Source organism: Anaerobacillus sp. 63XJN7_4_ISO-PGPR-S23-413, from assembly GCF_056173725.1.
This window is the reverse complement of record NZ_CM149688.1, coordinates 1160150-1179237: the sequence shown is the minus strand read 5'-3', so window position 1 is coordinate 1179237 and position 19088 is coordinate 1160150. Positions and strand designations below refer to the sequence as shown.

17 protein-coding genes and 1 pseudogene are annotated in these 19088 nt (G+C 37.8%); 5 read left to right on the top strand and 13 right to left on the bottom strand.

Annotation, left to right across the window (positions count from 1 at the left end):
- Positions 1-124 precede the first annotated feature (124 nt).
- A complete protein-coding gene (locus AC0VYO_RS06450; RefSeq protein WP_475368677.1) occupies positions 125-847 on the bottom strand; it encodes a MurR/RpiR family transcriptional regulator in 723 nt (240 codons plus the stop codon).
- A gap of 203 nt (positions 848-1050) precedes the next feature.
- Between AC0VYO_RS06450 and AC0VYO_RS06445 the strand changes: the two genes are divergently transcribed.
- Positions 1051-2487 (top strand): glycoside hydrolase family 1 protein, encoded by a 1437-nt coding sequence (locus tag AC0VYO_RS06445; RefSeq protein ID WP_475368676.1) that lies wholly within the window; start codon positions 1051-1053, stop codon positions 2485-2487.
- A 114-nt stretch (positions 2488-2601) separates the two neighbouring features.
- On the opposite strand, the gene AC0VYO_RS06440 is transcribed toward AC0VYO_RS06445, so the two are convergent.
- The 8 genes from AC0VYO_RS06440 to AC0VYO_RS06405 all read right to left on the bottom strand — a co-directional run bounded on the left by AC0VYO_RS06440 (position 2602) and on the right by AC0VYO_RS06405 (position 10277).
- Complete coding sequence (locus tag AC0VYO_RS06440) at positions 2602-3198, bottom strand: flavin reductase family protein (protein ID WP_475368675.1); 597 nt, start codon at positions 3196-3198, stop codon at positions 2602-2604.
- Between the two features lie 234 nt (positions 3199-3432).
- On the bottom strand, positions 3433-4356 hold the full coding sequence (locus AC0VYO_RS06435; RefSeq protein ID WP_475368674.1) for a DNA/RNA non-specific endonuclease: 924 nt from the start codon (positions 4354-4356) through the stop codon (positions 3433-3435).
- 194 nt (positions 4357-4550) lie between these two features.
- Positions 4551-5336 carry an NERD domain-containing protein gene (locus AC0VYO_RS06430; protein WP_475368673.1) on the bottom strand — a complete coding sequence of 262 codons (786 nt, stop codon included), beginning with the start codon at positions 5334-5336 and terminating at the stop codon, positions 4551-4553.
- A gap of 197 nt (positions 5337-5533) precedes the next feature.
- Entirely contained in the window at positions 5534-6157 is a 624-nt protein-coding gene (locus AC0VYO_RS06425; RefSeq protein ID WP_475368672.1) for a hypothetical protein, read from the bottom strand.
- Positions 6147-7292 (bottom strand): YHYH domain-containing protein, encoded by a 1146-nt coding sequence (locus AC0VYO_RS06420; RefSeq protein ID WP_475368671.1) that lies wholly within the window; start codon positions 7290-7292, stop codon positions 6147-6149. Before AC0VYO_RS06420 ends, AC0VYO_RS06425 begins: the two co-directional genes overlap by 11 nt.
- A gap of 228 nt (positions 7293-7520) precedes the next feature.
- A complete protein-coding gene (locus AC0VYO_RS06415) occupies positions 7521-7844 on the bottom strand; it encodes a nucleoside triphosphate pyrophosphohydrolase (protein WP_475368670.1) in 324 nt (107 codons plus the stop codon).
- 225 nt (positions 7845-8069) lie between these two features.
- On the bottom strand, positions 8070-9248 hold the full coding sequence (locus tag AC0VYO_RS06410; RefSeq protein ID WP_475368669.1) for an IS256 family transposase: 1179 nt from the start codon (positions 9246-9248) through the stop codon (positions 8070-8072).
- Positions 9249-9398: 150 nt separating this feature from the next.
- Complete coding sequence (locus tag AC0VYO_RS06405) at positions 9399-10277, bottom strand: phosphorothioated DNA-binding restriction endonuclease (RefSeq protein ID WP_475368668.1); 879 nt, start codon at positions 10275-10277, stop codon at positions 9399-9401.
- A 150-nt stretch (positions 10278-10427) separates the two neighbouring features.
- On the opposite strand from AC0VYO_RS06405, the gene AC0VYO_RS06400 reads away from it, so the two are divergent.
- Positions 10428-10700, top strand: coding sequence for a hypothetical protein (locus AC0VYO_RS06400; RefSeq protein ID WP_475368667.1), 273 nt, complete (start codon positions 10428-10430; stop codon positions 10698-10700).
- Entirely contained in the window at positions 10610-11338 is a 729-nt protein-coding gene (locus AC0VYO_RS06395; protein ID WP_475368666.1) for a DUF5655 domain-containing protein, read from the top strand. Before AC0VYO_RS06400 ends, AC0VYO_RS06395 begins: the two co-directional genes overlap by 91 nt.
- A 403-nt stretch (positions 11339-11741) precedes the next feature.
- On the opposite strand, the gene AC0VYO_RS06390 is transcribed toward AC0VYO_RS06395, so the two are convergent.
- Together AC0VYO_RS06390 and AC0VYO_RS06385 are read right to left on the bottom strand one after the other, a co-directional pair.
- Positions 11742-12125: a hypothetical protein gene (locus AC0VYO_RS06390; protein ID WP_475368665.1), complete on the bottom strand. Its 384-nt coding sequence runs from the start codon at positions 12123-12125 to the stop codon at positions 11742-11744.
- 396 nt (positions 12126-12521) lie between these two features.
- Positions 12522-13802 carry a restriction endonuclease gene (locus AC0VYO_RS06385; protein WP_475368664.1) on the bottom strand — a complete coding sequence of 427 codons (1281 nt, stop codon included), beginning with the start codon at positions 13800-13802 and terminating at the stop codon, positions 12522-12524.
- A 323-nt stretch (positions 13803-14125) separates the two neighbouring features.
- On the opposite strand from AC0VYO_RS06385, the pseudogene AC0VYO_RS06380 reads away from it, so the two are divergent.
- Positions 14126-15305 (top strand): annotated as a pseudogene (locus AC0VYO_RS06380) (IS256 family transposase).
- A gap of 537 nt (positions 15306-15842) precedes the next feature.
- On the opposite strand, the gene AC0VYO_RS06375 reads toward AC0VYO_RS06380, so the two are convergent.
- Positions 15843-16775 (bottom strand): restriction endonuclease PLD domain-containing protein, encoded by a 933-nt coding sequence (locus tag AC0VYO_RS06375; protein ID WP_475368663.1) that lies wholly within the window; start codon positions 16773-16775, stop codon positions 15843-15845.
- A 299-nt stretch (positions 16776-17074) separates the two neighbouring features.
- On the opposite strand from AC0VYO_RS06375, the gene AC0VYO_RS06370 reads away from it, so the two are divergent.
- Positions 17075-18256 carry a DNA cytosine methyltransferase gene (locus AC0VYO_RS06370; protein WP_475368662.1) on the top strand — a complete coding sequence of 394 codons (1182 nt, stop codon included), beginning with the start codon at positions 17075-17077 and terminating at the stop codon, positions 18254-18256.
- A gap of 64 nt (positions 18257-18320) precedes the next feature.
- On the opposite strand, the gene AC0VYO_RS06365 is transcribed toward AC0VYO_RS06370, so the two are convergent.
- Complete coding sequence (locus AC0VYO_RS06365; protein ID WP_475368661.1) at positions 18321-19079, bottom strand: DUF6339 family protein; 759 nt, start codon at positions 19077-19079, stop codon at positions 18321-18323.
- Positions 19080-19088 lie beyond the last annotated feature (9 nt).

The window sequence follows — 19088 nt, the reverse complement described above, 5'->3', positions numbered from 1 at the left end:
CGCGATGCCTAGTACAACCGCCCATATCCAGATCTGATTCGGCCGCTGGACTTCTTTATAGTGGATGATTTGCTGATTGGTTTTCATCACGCCCTCCTTCTAAAAACAATCGCTTCTCTTTTTCTTAGTTCAGCTTATAAATCTCGCGCGCAATCGATTCCAAAATATACACAACTGGCACTTGCGACGTGATATTCGCTTTTTCATGAAATTCTTCTGTTATATAGTAAGGAATGTTAAGATCGGAAATTTTGGCGACGGTCGAGAATTTTGTGTTCGTAATGCTAATAATGTGACTTCCCTCTTGCTTCAGCTGATTCAAGTGCGTCACGGTAAAGTTGTTCTCGCCTGATACCGACAGCGCAATCGTGACGCTATTGTTTTGAAGCTTGGAGTGCATCGGAAAGTGAGGATCTTTAATATACATCGAGAACTTCCCTAAGCTTGAAAAATATCTCGCGCCATATTCAGCGAGAATGCCTGAGCTTCCAATTCCGATAAAAATCACGTTATCTGTCTCCGCAATTAGTTTTGCCGCCTTCTTCATTTTCTCTTCAAGATCACCGTTTAACGTGCGTTCAAAAAACTCCGCGACCGAATGCTCGGGAGGGTTAATGACCGTTTTCTTGTTATCTTTCAAATGCATCTTAAGCTTTACCTTGAACTCAGAAAACCCCTCACAGTCAACCTTTTTACAAAAGCGCAAGATCGTCGCTGTGGAGACGTGCGTTTCATCGGCTAATTCACGAATGCGCATATAAGCGACTTTCTCACTGTTCTGAGAGATGTAGTTGTAGAGGGACGTTTCTAACTCATTGAATGACGCTATCATGTTAGTTGAAAACATGCCGTATTCTCCTTTTATGTAAGAACTAAAATGCTACTCATATCTCTCCTTCTATTATAACACCGCCACCTTGTTGTTACACAGCGTTACTTCTATGTCACATATGCCTTTTCTCGGTATTACCAACTAGAACCGCTCTCTTCATTTACTCTTCTCCTTGATCTCGCTATGATGAACTTACTATTAAATGGAGGGTAAACTAAATGAAAACATATCACTTCCCAGAAGGGTTCTTATGGGGCGGCGCTACGGCTGCGAATCAAATTGAAGGTGGCTTTTATGAAGGAAATAAAGGGCTGAACATTGCGGATGTGCTACCAGGCGGAAAGGAACGACTGAACATTCTCCAATCCCCCGGCTTTGATTTTCAAATTGATCGCGAGAAATATAACTATCCTAATCATGAAGCGATTGATTTCTATCATCGCTACAAAGAGGACATCGCTCTCTTTGCCGAAATGGGCTTCAAAGTCTTCCGCATGTCGATTGCGTGGACACGTATTTTTCCAAATGGCAATGAAATCGAACCGAATGAAGAAGGCTTAGCGTTCTATGAGCGCGTGTTTGATGAACTACACAAGCACGGCATCGAACCCGTTGTGACCATCTCTCATTATGAAATGCCGCTTAATCTTGTGAAGGAGTATGGCGGCTGGAGAAGTCGTGAAGTGATCACATTCTTTGAACGCTATGTCACGTCGATTTTTAACCGTTACAAAAACAAAGTAAAGCACTGGATGACATTCAACGAAATCAATAGCGGCTTTATTATGCCAATCCAGGGTCTCGGGTTCGCGATCCAACAAGAAGAAGACAAATACCAACCAACGTTCCAGGCATTTCATCATCAATTCGTTGCAAGCAGCATCGCTGTCAAAGTCTGCCACGAAATCATTCCTGAGGCGAAAATTGGCTGTATGATCTTATACGCACCCGTTTATTCGTACGACTCTGATCCGAAAAATGTGATGTACGCCCTTCAAGAAGAGCGTCTCTTTAACTACTTCTGTGCCGATGTGCAAGTAAGAGGCGAATACCCAGCCTTTATCAAGCGCTATTTCGACGAGCACAACATTGAGTTAGACATTCAAGAAGGTGACCTGGAACTTCTAAAAGAAGGCACGGTCGATTATATCGGCTTAAGCTACTACATGTCTCGAACAGAGAAAAGAGATAAATCCGATCTAGAAGCTTCCCAAGGTAACCTGATCGGCGGTATCAAAAATCCTTTCTTACAGGCAAGCGACTGGGGCTGGGAAATCGATCCTGAAGGATTGCGCATTGGCTTAAACCAGCTATACGACCGCTACCAGGTTCCCCTTTTCGTTGTGGAAAATGGCTTAGGCGCCTATGACAAAGTAGAAGAAGACGGATCCATTCAGGATACGTATCGCATCGATTACCTCCGTAATCACATCAAAGCGATCGGTGAAGCGATCGAAGACGGTGCTGACGTGATCGGCTACACAAGCTGGGGCTGCATTGACCTTGTGAGTGCATCATCAGGTGAATTCTCGAAACGATATGGCTTTATTTATGTAGATAAGCAGGATGATGGAAGCGGAACGTTAGAGCGAAAAAGGAAGGAATCTTTCTTCTGGTATAAAGATGTGATTGGAACGAATGGGGAAAACTTATAAATTCATTTGAGATATTACTTAAATACCTGTAACCAATCAAAAAAGTAGCTTGGAGGACAGATCACCCCAAGCTACTTTTTTGCATTTTCACATTAGACTAGTCTTCTTTTCATCTTACTTTGGTAACGTAAAAAACTCCTTACTCTCACTATAGTTCCCAGCAAGCCGTCCGAGTGGTGAAAGCTTTTCGAGATCGACTTTATAGTCACCTAAATACGTATCATCTTGTATATGATAGTGCGTCATTTCCCCAAGAACAAGGGCATTCGATCCAAGCGGAATAATTTGATGGAGCTTGCATTCCATATGAATCGCCGCTTCTTTCACCCGCTTCGGTTGCACCGTCTTACTATCGATCGGTGTTAAACCAGCATGCTCAAATTCATCGACTTCCGCAGGCACGTTCTCTGCACTTTTTTGCATTTCGTTTCCAAGAGAGCTCGACACCACATTGATGACAAACTCTTTTTGAGTCCGGATATTTGCGAGCGTATCCTTCTCCATACCCTCACGCTCACCTGATCCCTGACCGATAGAGATTGCGAGAATGGCAGGTTTTGTGGAAGCAACGGTAAAGAAACTAAATGGTGCTAAGTTATGAACGCCGTCTTCAGACACGGTTGAAACCCAGGCGATCGGCCTTGGAACAACGGAGCCGGTTAGTAGTTTGTAGATGTCTTTTGTTTTTAGGTCAGAGGGGGTTAAATCCATTGGTTTCACTCCTCTATGTACTTTTGTTTCAAATACCTATTTCTGAATTCAAAAGTTAGTCGTAACAAGACATAAAAAAACAGCTAAGTGTATATTTTCTGGAATAATCTACCCTGAAACAAAATGGTAGAACGGGGGTCTGCCTTATAGAATGTCCTGGATCAAGAGAATGCTTATCCATTTAGATTACCAATCTACCCTTTACGTGTCACCTTCTATATTTTTTCTAGACTCTTATTCACCTACCATACCGTCATTATCATTATCACGCATATAAGGATATAACCAATGATCACTCATGATCGGCATACTATAACCCGCTGCCTCTGCTTCTTTAATCGTCACTTGTCCATTCCCGTTTGTATCAATACTAGAAATATCACCCTCTGTGTCTGAAGGAGTTGAATCGTCAGGCTCCCTCTCAGTTAAACCGAGCGATGCGTTAACTTCATCAGGGTTCACATTATCAAATGTATCAACGATCTCATTTCCGTTCAACGTATACGTGTACTCATAACTTGAAGGTATCTGCTTTTCCGTATCCGAATAGGTGATAATGGCTTCGAAATCAGTAGCTTCACCTGCGCTACGGATCGCGTCTTCCATATAAGCTTGATCACCATGTCGGTTGAGTGTACTCTCTTGTGGGGTAATGTTATAAGCATTCGATACCCCTCCGAGAGAATCAGCAATAATATGTCCTTCGTCTAAAACATCACTCTCGACGCCCGGAACCTTTGCCTCATCAGAATAGTACCGTCCAGACGATAATACAGGTTCGTTACGATCATCTTGTAGAATGATTTCGTCAGCAACGACGCGTACGAGTTGTCCGTATTCATTCGTAAATGCCCAATATTCACGGTCACCGTACCCAATATCAACAACGACGTTAGGTTCTCGATGTCCAGACAAATCACCGCCATCAACTTGAATAAGTTCGTATCCTGCGAACTGTTCATCATCTGTTGGGTCTGGTGTTTCCTCTTCTACTGGTTCATCAACAACCGTAGTGTTCGTTTCTTCTTTTTCACTATTTTCATTTGTTTCAACTGTACTTACTTCTTGTGTATTTGTTTCTGCATCTTCTAAGTTGGTACAACCAACTATAAAAATGATCGTTAAGAGTAAGAAGAAATAGTTCATTTTCGTTTTCATATTAGAACGCTCCTATAATAGGGAAATTTCGTAATGTTAAAAAATCAAAAGAAAGAGTAAAAGTGGATCCACATTTCTTCTATCACTTTTATTATCCATTACTTTAATAGTTTAATTTTACCACATTTATCAACAGAGTCATTTAACATAGCCAAAGATAAAGTATCTAAAATCCACTTCTCACGATTCATCCCTCACGCAACAAACCGACACTTCGGAAAACTAGAGCACCCGAGAAACTCGCCCTTCTTCCCCGTTCGCTGCACCAGCTTTCCGCCACACTTCGGGCAAATATTAGCATTCACCTTCGTCTGGTTGATCTCTTTCTGCCTGCGGATCCCATCAATGTGCGCCCGCTTCACTTCCTTAATATTATCCTTATCCCGCTTTTCAAGCACCTTAAGCTTCACACGTATTTCCTGTTGTGAAAACAACGGAAGGACATCACCTGGGTATTGATCGACAACCTTTTTCAAATACTCAGGATGAATCACATCACTATTTTGGAAAGGTCCCTTAAGCTTCAGCTCAGAACGGTTTGTAAAAATCACGACAGAGTAATAAGGGATTTCGGCAAACTTCTCTCCCAAAAAAGTTTTAAGCGACTCAATATGACCGTAGTTTTGATGAAGAGGATTTTGAAATCTCTGCTTATGCTTATAGATCGTTTGCGTCCAGTAACGCGCCTTCTCACTTCCAAAAATCCAGCCTTCATAGTTCTTCGTTTCAATCACAAAGATCCCCTTATCCGTCACCATTACATGATCAATCTGACTTGTCGTGCCGTCACCCTTTGGTATGTATAAATCATGAATCGCGGAAATCTGATACCCTTCATACTCGGCCAGTTTTTCAATATACCGGCGAACAAGATTCTCGCCTGCCTGTCCTTTCGATACTGTGAAATTTCCATTAAGAATGAATTTACGGAAAAGAAATATAAGACCGCCCATAAATAATAAAGTAAAGATGAATGACATGTTGTTTACTCCTATCTACCTATATTAATAACCTACATTTATTTCCATCGGCTTGGATAGGAGCAAAGTTTAGAGCTTAATAGCTAATTATTATCAATTTTTAACATTAATCATTATGATTATCTTTTTCACTAAAAAAGCCCTCGAATGGCTATTCCATTCAAGGGTTTAAATTCCCAAAAGAACACTTCAATAATTTAATTCACTTTTGATACTGTCAATAACAATCCTTCTGATTGCTTGTACTTCATGTTATATCGAATTGTATCACGCTCAACAGTTGTTTCATTGTTTTCAAAATCATAACTTTCATCAAATAATTTTAATTCATTCATTACTTCTTTTACTTCATCGATAGACTGATCTTGATTTGCTAGTCCGATGGTAACGCCCATTGCTAAAACAATATCAGATCCTTCGCCCTGCCCTACTAAAACGACTTCATGTATTTGTCCTGCGTCATCTTTATTTTCTATGATTGTAAGATCTTCGCTAAGTTTGGATGTAATGGAATGATCCGTTTCTTCTTCTTGCTTAAGTTCAAAAGGAACATTAACTTCCTTAGCCTCCGCTTGATAGGCTTCCACAAATTCTTCGTGGTTATAAAACAATGGAATAGTTGAATTTGCTAAAAGAAAAAATGATGAAGCAAAATAAAGAACACCCACTGCTGTCAAAACAAATCGTGTCGATTTTTTGAAAATTTTATGCTTCCATAATAAGAAGATCCCTACCGGAGGAAAAATGATAAGAAAAACCCACATAAACCAGGCTTTTTGATAAAAACGTCTATTTCCTTGTTGTTCTGATTTATGCCGCATCCTTTTCACCACCATTAAATAGCTCTGTTATCGACTTTTCAAATATAAAGATAACGTTATTCTTCGCATTCCCCACAAGACTTTCTAGCTTATCGACGACGTTCTCTTGATAAGGAGTTTCATTTCCCTCTATTTGCAAATGATCATATAAAGAAATAGAATCTCCTTGTTTATCAGGAACATCTAATCCATATGTATCCACAAGACGTTCCTCTCCCTCTATTTCAATAATCATGTCTTGGTAAACATCTTTTTTATTTACTTCAAGTAAAAGGTTATACTGTGTTTTTGCCTGTTTTAGCTTTGCGTTGCTGTAGAGTTCCTTTGCATCTTTTTCTAGCTTCTGGATCGTTTGTTCTCTTATTTTTTCCGTCTCATCCGATTCCTTGATTTCTTCAGCTTCTTCTAAACTTACAAAAACTTCTCTGAATGCTTTTTCATCTATTTTATTTTGCGCTCTCTCAATTGCTTCTTCATATTCCTCTTCTGATTCTATCTTTGATAGTAATTCTTCTGTTTCGTTAACCATTTTTTCGCTTACCCGATCATATTCCAGAATCTTATTTGCTTCTTTTTTAGCCTCGTTATAATCTTTATCTTTTAAAGCATTTTCAGCGTTAGAATACATACTACTAACCGTTGTTGCAACAAATGAATCGATAGCTGCTGTATCCTTATCAAGGTCGTAAACCTTTTCAATTTCCTGTAATGCTTCTTCATACTTTTCTTCTTTTACTAGGCTTTTTGCTACAGACGTGTACTCATCTGCTTTAACTTGTTTTTCATCTATTTTCGGCTCTGGTTTTGGAGCTGGCTTCTCTGATTGAGATGAACTACTAGAATTTGATGAGTTTCCAGTCGATGAGTTTGATGAGTTTGAAGACTGGGAACTTGTTGAAGATCCACTTGATGAGTTACTTGACGAACTACTTGAAGAATTACTTGAAGAACTGCTGGAACCGCTATTTCCACTATTATGATTGTGATAGCCTGTACACAAACCTTTGTCGATTGATTTTTGAGAACAGTTATGCCCTCCACTTGAATCAGTTCTCCCCGAATGTGCAAATGCAGATATAGGCTGAGTGAGTATCAATAGAATGACTAGACCAAGCCCAATCCAATTCGTTTTCATTATGAAATTTCCCCCTTATGAAAATCTATATCTATTAAACAACCTTTACCACATAATTACAACACTTATCATATTGTTGTAATTATGAGATTTTTTGGATAATGATTTGTTTATACGGATTTAGGCAATACCACATTTAACTTCAATTAGTCAGAACAAAACAAAAAAGACGAGACATCATCTCGCCTTCCCTCAAAGTACTTATGCAACAGATACTCAAAAGCCACTCTAATCCTCTACATCAATTAAATAAACCCGCTCTTCAAACCCACCACGAATTTCTCTCTTCTCCCTACGGACTTCTTCCAATTCTTCAATGGAAGAATGATGCACCTCAACTAATGAATAGATCAACTCAAGCACATCCGCCAGTTCTTCAACCGCATGACTATCTTCCTGAGCTTCAAGATACTCCTGTAGTTCTTCTTTTAATTTTAGCTGCAGTTCTTTTTTATACTCAGCTTCCTCTAGGAATTGGGTATTGCACTTATTTCCATTTGCACGAATGATTTCTGGAATACGATCTCTCACTAGCTTGTTATAGGTAGGCATTCCCTTCTCCCCTTTGAATTGTCAGTTAATTTAATCATAATATAAGAAAGTCTAAATTGGAAAGGAATTGCTAGATTATCCTATTAAAAAAATAACTACTCAGAGACAAGGGTAGTGTCAATAAGTTTGTGTAATTCAAAAGATAGGGATATCCTCTAGCCTTCATTGAGATGGGGAGTTCTGGCAGGGCCCCTCGGGGCCCTGCCAGAAAAGTCATTTTTGACCCTATTCCTCCTTGGCTCCATAACGTTCCAGAAACATGGCCTGTAACGTAGGGTAGGCGCTGCTAAAACCTCTTAGTTTTCGCTCGCTCCAGCGCTGATTGTAGTCCTTGGATTGGAGATAGACGATTTTTTCGGCTGCCTTTTCACCTGGAAGACTATTCATCGTTTTGGTACGCTTTTTGATCTCTTTAATTGTTCGTTCGATGATATTCGTCGTATAAATCATCGGACGAATGGAAGAAGGATAGCTCAGAAAGGTTAAGAGAACGCTTAGATCCTGTTCCCAGGATTTCACGACTTTCGGATATTTCTTCTGCCAGTTTTCCTTGAATGCTTCAAACCTTTCTCTGGCTTCTTCATGGGTATTGGCTTGATATATAGGTTTGAGATCTTCTGCGACAGAGGATTGATCTTTCTTTCGCACAGCGTTTAAAGCGTTGCGTACTTTATGGACGACGCAGCGCTGCACGTCGGCTTTTGGATAGACAGATTTCATGGCTTCTTCCAGACCAGGAAGCCCGTCAAAAACACCAAGAAGCACTTCTTCGACACCTCGGTCGTATAAGTCTAAGAGAATTTCTTTCCAGCCCAAAGCACTTTCTTGACCGCCTACATAAAAGCCCAGAATTTCTCTGTGACCGTCTTCCGTCACACCAACGACAAGGTAGACGACTTCATTGGCGACATCCTCTCGACGCAACTTCAAATAGGTGCCATCCAGATATAAGACGGAGTATCGTTTTTGAAGAGGGCGTCTCTGCCATGTTTCAATATCTTCAGCCACGACATCGGTGATATGGCTGATGGTAGACGCCGAGTAGGAATGGCCCAGGATGCGCTCAAGAAAATGGCCGATTTCTCGTGTGCTTATGCCTTTCTGATACATCGTGATAATCGTTTCACCAAGCCATTGTTCGCGCCGTTGATAGGGCGAGAACACTTCTGTTTGAAATTCATTGTCTCGGTCACGTGGCACCTGAAGATCATCTAAACGACCATATTTCGTATCGAGCTGACGGGCATACGTGCCATTTTTATAGTTTTTCAATTCAGGATGTTCGTCTTCAAAGAAACGATTCATTTCTTCTTTCATGATCGTTTCTAATTTTTCTTTTACAAACTCTCGTACCATGGAATCTAATTGATTTTCTAGTGAATTCTGTCCTATACTAGTAGACATAGGTAGGGCATCTCCTCTCGAGTTGATTTGGTCGTTGACTTTGAGGATACCCTACCTCTTTTTATGTCTCAAATGCTTTACACAAACTATCGTACGTCATCGAGACAAGACTCCTACATTGATATTTTAGCAAGTAAAATAAAAGTGTACTTACCCAATATAATATCTCTCTGGTCCCTTAAACACTTCTCTCACATGCCAGTTCAAAAAACGATCCTCCGGCAAGTAATTCGGATGAATGGGACGTCGAATATCCCTTCCATGAAATTGCAGCAGCCATTCTTGAAAACCGCTTGTCCCATGTGCCTGCTCAGCTACGAGAAACGTATTTTCCTCTGACAATGTAAAGAGCCCTCTATCAAACAATTTATGATGCATAGAGCATAGTGCTATCCCATTGTTTTCAACATCCGGTCCACCCGCTTGATGCCATTTAATATGCGCTGCTTCCACTCCTACAAGCTTGTCTCCAAGTCTCACATTAAACCCACAAACCGCACAGCTATATTCATAGGCTTTAAGTATTTTATCTCGGAAGTAAGGATCTCTTGAACGTTTGCCTTTATACTCTAGGTCCAGTCCAACATTAGCCAGAATATCCTCATGCAACGTTTCTGGAAAGTGATTCCGAAGTAGTATATCTGCTATCTCACATAAAAGCTGATGGTTATCTTTTAACAAATAGTAGACTTCAGTAGTAAATCCACCACTTACATGATGATCTAATAATAATCGATTGTTTGGATTTCGAGTATCGAGCTCCAGAGTTGTTCGTAACTCCCATATTCCATCATGTTTTAACCTTACAAAAGGCTCTTCTGGATGATAAGATTTTCGCCTAGGGCCAAACTCGATTAATAGACTCGTTAATTTTTCTTTCACTTCTTTATATGGAATGTACTGTGACTGATCACTTTGCAACCTGGCAAGTGTATAAAGCAAAAGAAGAGGTTTGTGTGGGGCACGCTGATTGCCTTTTTTCCAGATGCTTAATGTTTTTATTGTTTCTTTCAAAGTATGCTCGTTCATTGGAAAAACTCCTAGTTATGTAAGATAATTATGGATGAATCTACCATTACTAAAATTATATCACCTTTCATTGATAAGTTAAGATAAACAAATGACTATGGGAAGTTCTGGGGGATTTGGAATGCTATAATAACAGTGGAGGTGAAAACGTTGGGAGACATTAAATTATTTAAGTTGGGCACTGAATCCGTTACTGAACTAGAAGGGCAGTCGGTTTCTGTGGAAAAATCGTTACAAGAAATTATGGAGCAACATCTAGAAACGTTCTTAGGTGTACGCTTTCTTGCATCCGAGTATACAACTGGGAAAAGCATGCTGGCAGAATTGACACATTGGGTATCGATGAAAACAACGCACCCGTTATTATTGAATACAAACGATCAATTAATGAGAATGTCATTAACCAGGGGGTGTTTTATTTAGACTGGCTGCTAGATCACAAAGCGGAGTTTGAATTAATGGTCATGCGGAGGTATGGAAATACTTTAGCTGATGCAATTGATTGGAGTAGTCCACGTCTTCTCTGTATTGCAGGCGGCTTCACGAAGTACGATGAACATGCCGTTCAACAAATCAACCGAAACATAGAGCTTTACCAATACAAGCACTATCATGACGGTTTTATCTTGTTAGACCTTGTTAATGCAACAACAGCTCAAACCACAGAGCTATCAACCTCAACAAACGGTACCAAGCAAATCGCATACAAAACGGTCAGTGATTATCTCGGACAATCGACAACTGAGCTTCAGGATCGGTTTGAAGCGATTAAGTCCTATATGATGGCTTTAGGCGATGACGTTCAGATGAAGACATTGAAATATTACATAGCATTTAAGCGAATCAAAAATTTCGTTTGTCTGGAAGTACATCCTCAAAACGGCAAGATCGTGCTCTTTCTGAAAATTGATCCAGATACAATCACATTAGAAGATCAGTTTAGTAGAGATGTTCGCAACATCGGTCACTACGGCACCGGTGACCTGGAACTAACCATTTACAACGATGAAGATTTTGAGAAAGCGAAACGATACATTCATATGAGCTATGATGTTAGCTAAAAATAAAGAGCACTCTTCTAACGAGTGCTCTACTTTCACCCACATGATGAGTCTTGCACATCACCCGATCATAAATCCACCATGCAAATATAAGGTTATGTATTTCTCTTTTAACTCTTTTACCTTATAAGACAATTGAATAATTCCCTCTATATTCAAGAAATAGTTGGCTTTAGATGATACAACTTATCCATTTGAACATATATAGAACCGTTCATTATGAGTTGAACTAGATGATTATGATGGATTTGATCACTTGTACATCCATAATGATTCTTTGATTTATACAAATCTACTCGTGTTATTTATATTAACGATTGTTATCGCTGTTTCTAAACTTTTCTTTTTCGAAGAAGTTGAAAAAGAAAACGAACAAAAGAAAACGTATTTATTTGTACTGTTTTTAAATACATCTATAAACTAATATTATTGAATCTTCAGAAGTAAACTCGATCCTTACTTGATCACCAACTTTTGCGTGACATCTATCCTTCAACCAATATCCCAAAGACCTCAGGTCTCCTTCTTTATGAAAATTTTTCCCGAATTCTTTGGTTGGTCCTTGCGAGCCACTTGCTTTTAAAAATCCTTCAAAAAATCCATCATCAGAAATACAAGTGAACACTTCTCCAGCTTTAATCCCAAATTCCCTCGCATTATTCATGCTAATTGGTAAATAAACTTCATATTCGTTTCTAGCTCTAGAAGATCTTGAATCACCTTCTGTTCCCCAATTTAAATGTGCTGACTTTAACGTCACATCAAAATACTTACCAGTTCTAGACATTATTACACTCCTATTCTAATTTTTTGTATTGTATGAAATAAGTTATAGGCCTTCTTTTTATAATATTTTCCTCTCAGAACTATCAAACCACATCATTTAGAAGAGAAGAAACCCTTCCTCTTAATCTAAATAAATTTATCTATACCTGAATTTTCAGTTTTTATTCCATTTAATTTTCTATAAGAAATTCACAAAAATAGTATTTGTTTAAATCACTAGCCATCAAGTTGATTTCCTTTCAAAATGTCAGTACAACCGATACTTACAAATCTTTTTCATTCCTCTATAACGAACCTCGTTGTCTTTGTAGCTTTGAAGATCCTAGGGATTCGGTCTCTGACTAGCTTTTCCCATTTTGGAATTTATCATAATCGCATCATTATTAAATGAATTTATTTATATGAAAATTACTTCTTCAGGTCTACGAGATACGGTATTTTCAGAAAAATCGCTGTCGATACTATCTAAAAAATCACTGACTTTACTATTTCCACTTTCGTGCATCATTTTTAAAACTTCCTCAACTATCCTAAGCCCATGAATAAGTACTATCGGATAGGCATCATCAACTACTTCCCTTTGAACTGCTTCAGAAAAATAACTAGTAGTAACATAAATACCTATCCATCCTCTTCTAAGTCTAGACACAGTTCTAGCAATATGATTTCCATTGGTTGGTGAATCTATTTTCTCACACTTTGCTTGCCCCAATACAACTAGTTTTACCATTGCAAACCCAGTTCCAATATCCAATCGCCCTATAAAGTCAGCCCCTCCGTCTGATGAAGATGGCGTGATCCAACCATGCTTATAAGAGTTACTAGAATCATTTAGTACTCTTTCTGCTATAATAGCTGCTAAAGCCTCAAAATTGGATTTTCTTCCTTCATAATAACTATAAATTTCTTTAAGGATTTTAGCCTTTTTAGATCCTGGTTCTGGTTTTTGCTCTATTGCTTTTTTAATGGATAATGAAGAAACCTTTCTTTTCAATTTTGGCAAAGAGGCTTTACCTTCTTTAACCCATTTTACCCAAGATTGAGGAGCGTTTTCTAGTGTATTTACAACATCAACATCTCTTCGATCATTTATCCATCTCCAATCGAATAATTCTCCTTCAGCATCCATCTTAAAAACTGTGAAATCAAACACATAGTTAGAAAAATAGTTATTATATTTAATATCGAACTGTGTTACTCGTTCAACTCTCTCAACAATTCCAAAACCCTGAAATTTTACATTTCCTTTTATTTTTCCATTATAAGAAACTCTCTCAAAGAATAATATAGGAGGTGCAGCTTTTCTAATAGACATATATGGTGACTGGTGGAAGGAGAATGCTTTGAGTAATCTTTTGTTACCTAATGATAAAGCAGGATCCTTTCCTATTGTTTTATTATCACCGTAATACCTGATATGGCCATTATCAGGATCAAAATAATCTTGCCATGGAGTCTCTAATGAACCACTTTTATGAGGACTGCTTGATATTAATATTGCCGGAGTCCTAATTTCATTTATACTTTCCACATCAGCTATTTTATTTATACCTGCGTCTAATAAAGGTAGATTAGTTCCAGGTTTATAAGTTTCATAAAAGTAATTAGCAAGACCATCAATAGTAGGTTTCAAGTTATTATAAGGTCGTCTGTATGCGAAAATTTTGCCAATATACAACACGTAGCTCCTTTTGCTTCCTAAAAGGAAAATAATAATTAATCGTGTATTTTGCATAAAGTAATATTTATAATAATTTCGATATTAGTCTCTTTTTGATTCACTCATTTTTTATATTAATTTCACTGTAAATATTCTCTAATAATTTCAGCTCTGAATTGGTGATAGTTTTACAATGGGCAATTTTATTTCTAATTAAATTGATATTTGAGAGCTTCGTTAGATGACGTACGATAGTTTGTGTAAAGCATTTGAGACATAAAAAGAGGTAGGGTATCCTCAAAGTCAACGACCAAATCAACTCGAGAGGAGATGCCCTACCTATGTCTACTAGTATAGGACAGAATTCACTAGAAAATCAATTAGATTCCATGGTACGAGAGTTTGTAAAAGAAAAATTAGAAACGATCATGAAAGAAGAAATGAATCGTTTCTTTGAAGACGAACATCCTGAATTGAAAAACTATAAAAATGGCACGTATGCCCGTCAGCTCGATACGAAATATGGTCGTTTAGATGATCTTCAGGTGCCACGTGACCGAGACAATGAATTTCAAACAGAAGTGTTCTCGCCCTATCAACGGCGCGAACAATGGCTTGGTGAAACGATTATCACGATGTATCAGAAAGGCATAAGCACACGAGAAATCGGCCATTTTCTTGAGCGCATCCTGGGCCATTCCTACTCGGCGTCTACCATCAGCCATATCACCGATGTCGTGGCTGAAGATATTGAAACATGGCAGAGACGCCCTCTTCAAAAACGATACTCCGTCTTATATCTGGATGGCACCTATTTGAAGTTGCGTCGAGAGGATGTCGCCAATGAAGTCGTCTACCTTGTCGTTGGTGTGACGGAAGACGGTCACAGAGAAATTCTGGGCTTTTATGTAGGCGGTCAAGAAAGTGCTTTGGGCTGGAAAGAAATTCTCTTAGACTTATACGACCGAGGTGTCGAAGAAGTGCTTCTTGGTGTTTTTGACGGGCTTCCTGGTCTGGAAGAAGCCATGAAATCTGTCTATCCAAAAGCCGACGTGCAGCGTCTGCGTCGTCCATAAAGTACGCAACGCTTTAAACGCTGTGCGAAAGAAAGATCAATCCTCTGTCGCAGAAGATCTCAAACCTATATATCAAGCCAATACCCATGAAGAAGCCAGAGAAAGGTTTGAAGCATTCAAGGAAAACTGGCAGAAGAAATATCCGAAAGTCGTGAAATCCTGGGAACAGGATCTAAGCGTTCTCTTAACCTTTCTGAGCTATCCTTCTTCCATTCGTCCGATGATTTATACGACGAATATCATCGAACGAACAATTAAAGAGATCAAAAAGCGTACCAAAACGATGAATAGTCTTCCAGGTGAAAAGGCAGCCGAAAAAATCGTCTATCTCCAATCCAAGGACTACAATCAGCGCTGGAGCGAGCGAAAACTAAGAGGTTTTAGCAGCGCCTACCCTACGTTACAGGCCATGTTTCTGGAGCGTTATGGAGCCAAGGAGGAATAGGGTCAAAAATGACTTTTCTGGCAGGGCCCCGAGGGGCCCTGCCAGAACTCCCCATCTCAATGAAGGCTAGAGGATATCCCTATCTTTTGAATTACACAAACTTATTGACACTACCCTTCGTTAAAGTTCCTTCACTATAAGAATTATTAATATTATTTATTACTCTTATATAACTTACTACTTCATGGAAATATAGGTCATCTATCTTTTTGGATGTAATAGTATTATATCTATTTCTTCTTATTAGATCATAGCTACTGCAACATTTGTTAGACGATAGAAAATAGCTAATACTATTACGCAATTCATTTTCAATTAAAAACAGATACCCATAACCAGTCTTCATCTTTTCCAAGTGTTCACACAAAATTATCACCATTTCAACAAATTATATTAAATAAACGCTTAGATGATGAGGAGAAAACAAAATTTTAAACCTTATTCCTATAAAGCCGGGATACCGAATTACTCTATAAAATCAGTAAAATTTATTATTAAATCTATTCTTTATTTATTCCCTAGCATCTAAATCATCTCTTAACTAAAATCCAAATAATAGGTTTCATCATTTATCTTATATAATCTAACGAAGTTTCTTCCATACCTATCTAAATGATCAACAGTGACAAATGCTCCATCAGATAAACCCAGTCTTTTTCTAAAATATCTTCCTATAATACTATTATCATAACTTGATTCAATAGCTTTAGAATTATCTTGAGCCATTACACATGCAAATGACTCTCCATCATCTGTAATTATTGTAAAAAGTTCACTTCTATTTGGAAAAAAACCTCTATTGGTTGTGTGAACTTTTTGAGAAACTGGTATGTATGCTTGATTTTTATTCCGCCCTTCTCTATGTCCCCAATTAAGTCCACTTTTAGAATGCACCTGACGTGGGTTATTTATTTCAGTAAGTAATAAATCAACATAAGGTTCATTCATTACCAAACGATTAACGGCTGAAATGTCCATATCATGGTTGCCATTATTAAAAGATAATCTAATATAATGTTCAACATTCTCATTATTACAAGATATAATATCATCATTTGGAAATAATCCAGTAACATCATTTGGACACACTGTTGAAAATACTTCTTGATTTTTACTAAAACCATTACGCGTTAGATTTCCAGACCCAATAAAAGCAAATTCGGTCAATATTAAATCTCCTTCCCAAAGATAAACCTTGGAATGAATGGGCATTTCCCCATAATAGTAGTTAACTGATAACCTCCCTATCTCTTCCACCATTCTTCTATATTGTTCGTGGTCCCAAATCCTAATTGAACCATGGTTCGCCATTCCAATGGTAACTTCAAGGTGTAACTCCTGAAATGATTGTAGCAGGTTAAGAATAAAAGAAGGTGAAGAATACGCAGTTAATACCCTTAACTTTCTCCTCCCTTCTTGATATGGACCTCGAATCAATGTTGTTAGAAAATCTTTAGAAATTACCGACATTAAATTCACCTCAAAATAATTACTTGTTAATATTTTACTATACCTATTGTTGATTTTCCTCTTTTTTTTCATAATTTACCAAAATAAAAGATAATTAATTGGTTTTCTTTATTTTTTCTTTTATTAAATTTTAAAAAAGGAAAAACTCATATATTTAATTTTATATTGCTAAAGGAAAATAAAAACTTATTAAGCATATGGGCTGCATTCTCGTGAATAACAGTGTACAATATTTAGCATAGCAGTATGCAAGAACATATTTTCGATTTGAGTCCATACTGTAAAGGAGCGATTTTTTTATGATTTTTAATAAAGGAGAACTTTTTAATGGGCCGGGCGGATTAAGTTTAGCGGCTAAAGAGGCGAAAGTTATACATCCTGAAACAGGAGAAGAGTGGGGAACAAATCACCTATGGTCAAACGACTATGATGCAACTGCATGTGCAACATATAGATTAAACATTTGTGAAGATCCTGAGGACCCTTCTGTTTACTGTACACCTGTAGAAGATTTTCCTATTGGAGATAAATCAATTCTAGGTGATATTGATTGTTTTGCTTTTGGTTTTCCATGTAACGATTACAGCCAAGTAGGTGAAAAACAGGGATTAGATGGAGAGTATGGACCTTTATACTCTTACGGAGTGAAAGTATTAAAAGAATATCAGCCTAAATTTTTTGTAGCTGAAAATGTAGGTGGATTACAAAGCGCGAATGAGGGACAAGCTTTTATACAAATTTTAACAGAATTAGAATCTTGCGGTTATAAATTAACGCCTCATCTTTATAAATTTCATGAATATGGTGTACCACAAGCACGCCAACGTATTATTATTGTAGGAATAAGAAACGATTTATCTGATGAGGGAATCGAATTTAGAGTACCTGCACCTACGACTCTATCATCTACTGAATATATAACTTCAAGTGAAGCAATTGAAAATCCACCAATTCCAGAAGACGCACCAAATAATGAACTTCCAAGACACACGGCAAGAGTTCAGGAAATGCTTAGCTATATTCCACCGGGTAGTAATGCATGGTACCCTGGTATCCCAGAACATTTGCAGCTAAAAGTAAAGGGTGCCAGATTAAGTTCTATATACAAGCGTCTAGACCCTACCAAACCAGCCTATACAGTAACAGGTAGCGGTGGAGGAGGTACTCATATGTACCATTGGGATGAACTAAGAGCGCTAACTAATCGTGAAAGAGCACGATTACAAACGTTCCCTGATAACTTTGAATTTGTGGGAAATAGAGAGGCGGTCCGAAAGCAAATTGGTATGGCGGTGCCTCCAAAAGGAGCAAAAATAATATTTGAAGCTATTCTTAAATCTTTTGCGGGGATTGAATATGAATATGTTATGCCTGCTCCTAAATTACAATTAGAAAATCTTAGAGATAAGCAAATAATCACCTATAATGATATTTCTTTAGATGAAAAACAGGGAGCATTTAATTTTAAATATCAAAAATAAGTTAGCTCAGTAGATATTTCAAAAGTAAAAGTGGTTCTCCTAAAAGGAGAACCACTTTTACTTATCAACTTACTGTTATCGTTTGTTTTTTGACCCATTGTTCACTCATTAAACTCACTAAGTCTTCTACTTCATTAAAATCTAATGAATCCCATAAGGTGACACTTCCTGTAAGGTTAATATATTTAGCGGCATCTCTTATAAAGTTTCTTACACTAAAATGTGGTTCTTCATTCTGAAGTTTTCTTATTACTTTTAATATTACCTTCACAGCTGTACGATTTCTAGCAATTGTTGCAGTCTCCATTATCATTCTTGTTAAATCTTGATCTTGATTCTTAACCATAAATTCTGTAAGTTCAAATTTATCGCATAATTTTTCATCATACGTAACATGGCCTATCCACCAAAGTCGCGCAAGGCCATTTCTATTCCTAGGCTTTTCCCCATAAAAGTAGTGAGTTTTAATAAAATTCTCTTTTGAATGTTTATCACTCACATTCTCTATAGGCCAACGTTTCTTCATATAATCCCAATAAGTTATATGCGTCATATAAGCCCATACTCTCTCATCAGCAGCTATCGACAAACTAATATCCTTTAATGCTCCGTAAAAGAGTTTTATATTTTCAAAGTCTAATTTATCGTTATTAGAATCTTGAACCACCAATTCTACCGGTTTTAATAAAAAATCCTTATCTAAGGTGCTTAACGACTTAAAGTATGAATCTAACCATATGTCATCTTTTTGATAGTAGTCCAAGTTCTGAGGTATTCTCGTTTTTAATTCCGAAAGAAAGTCGGAATTGAGTAGCTTAGTCATACAATTCGC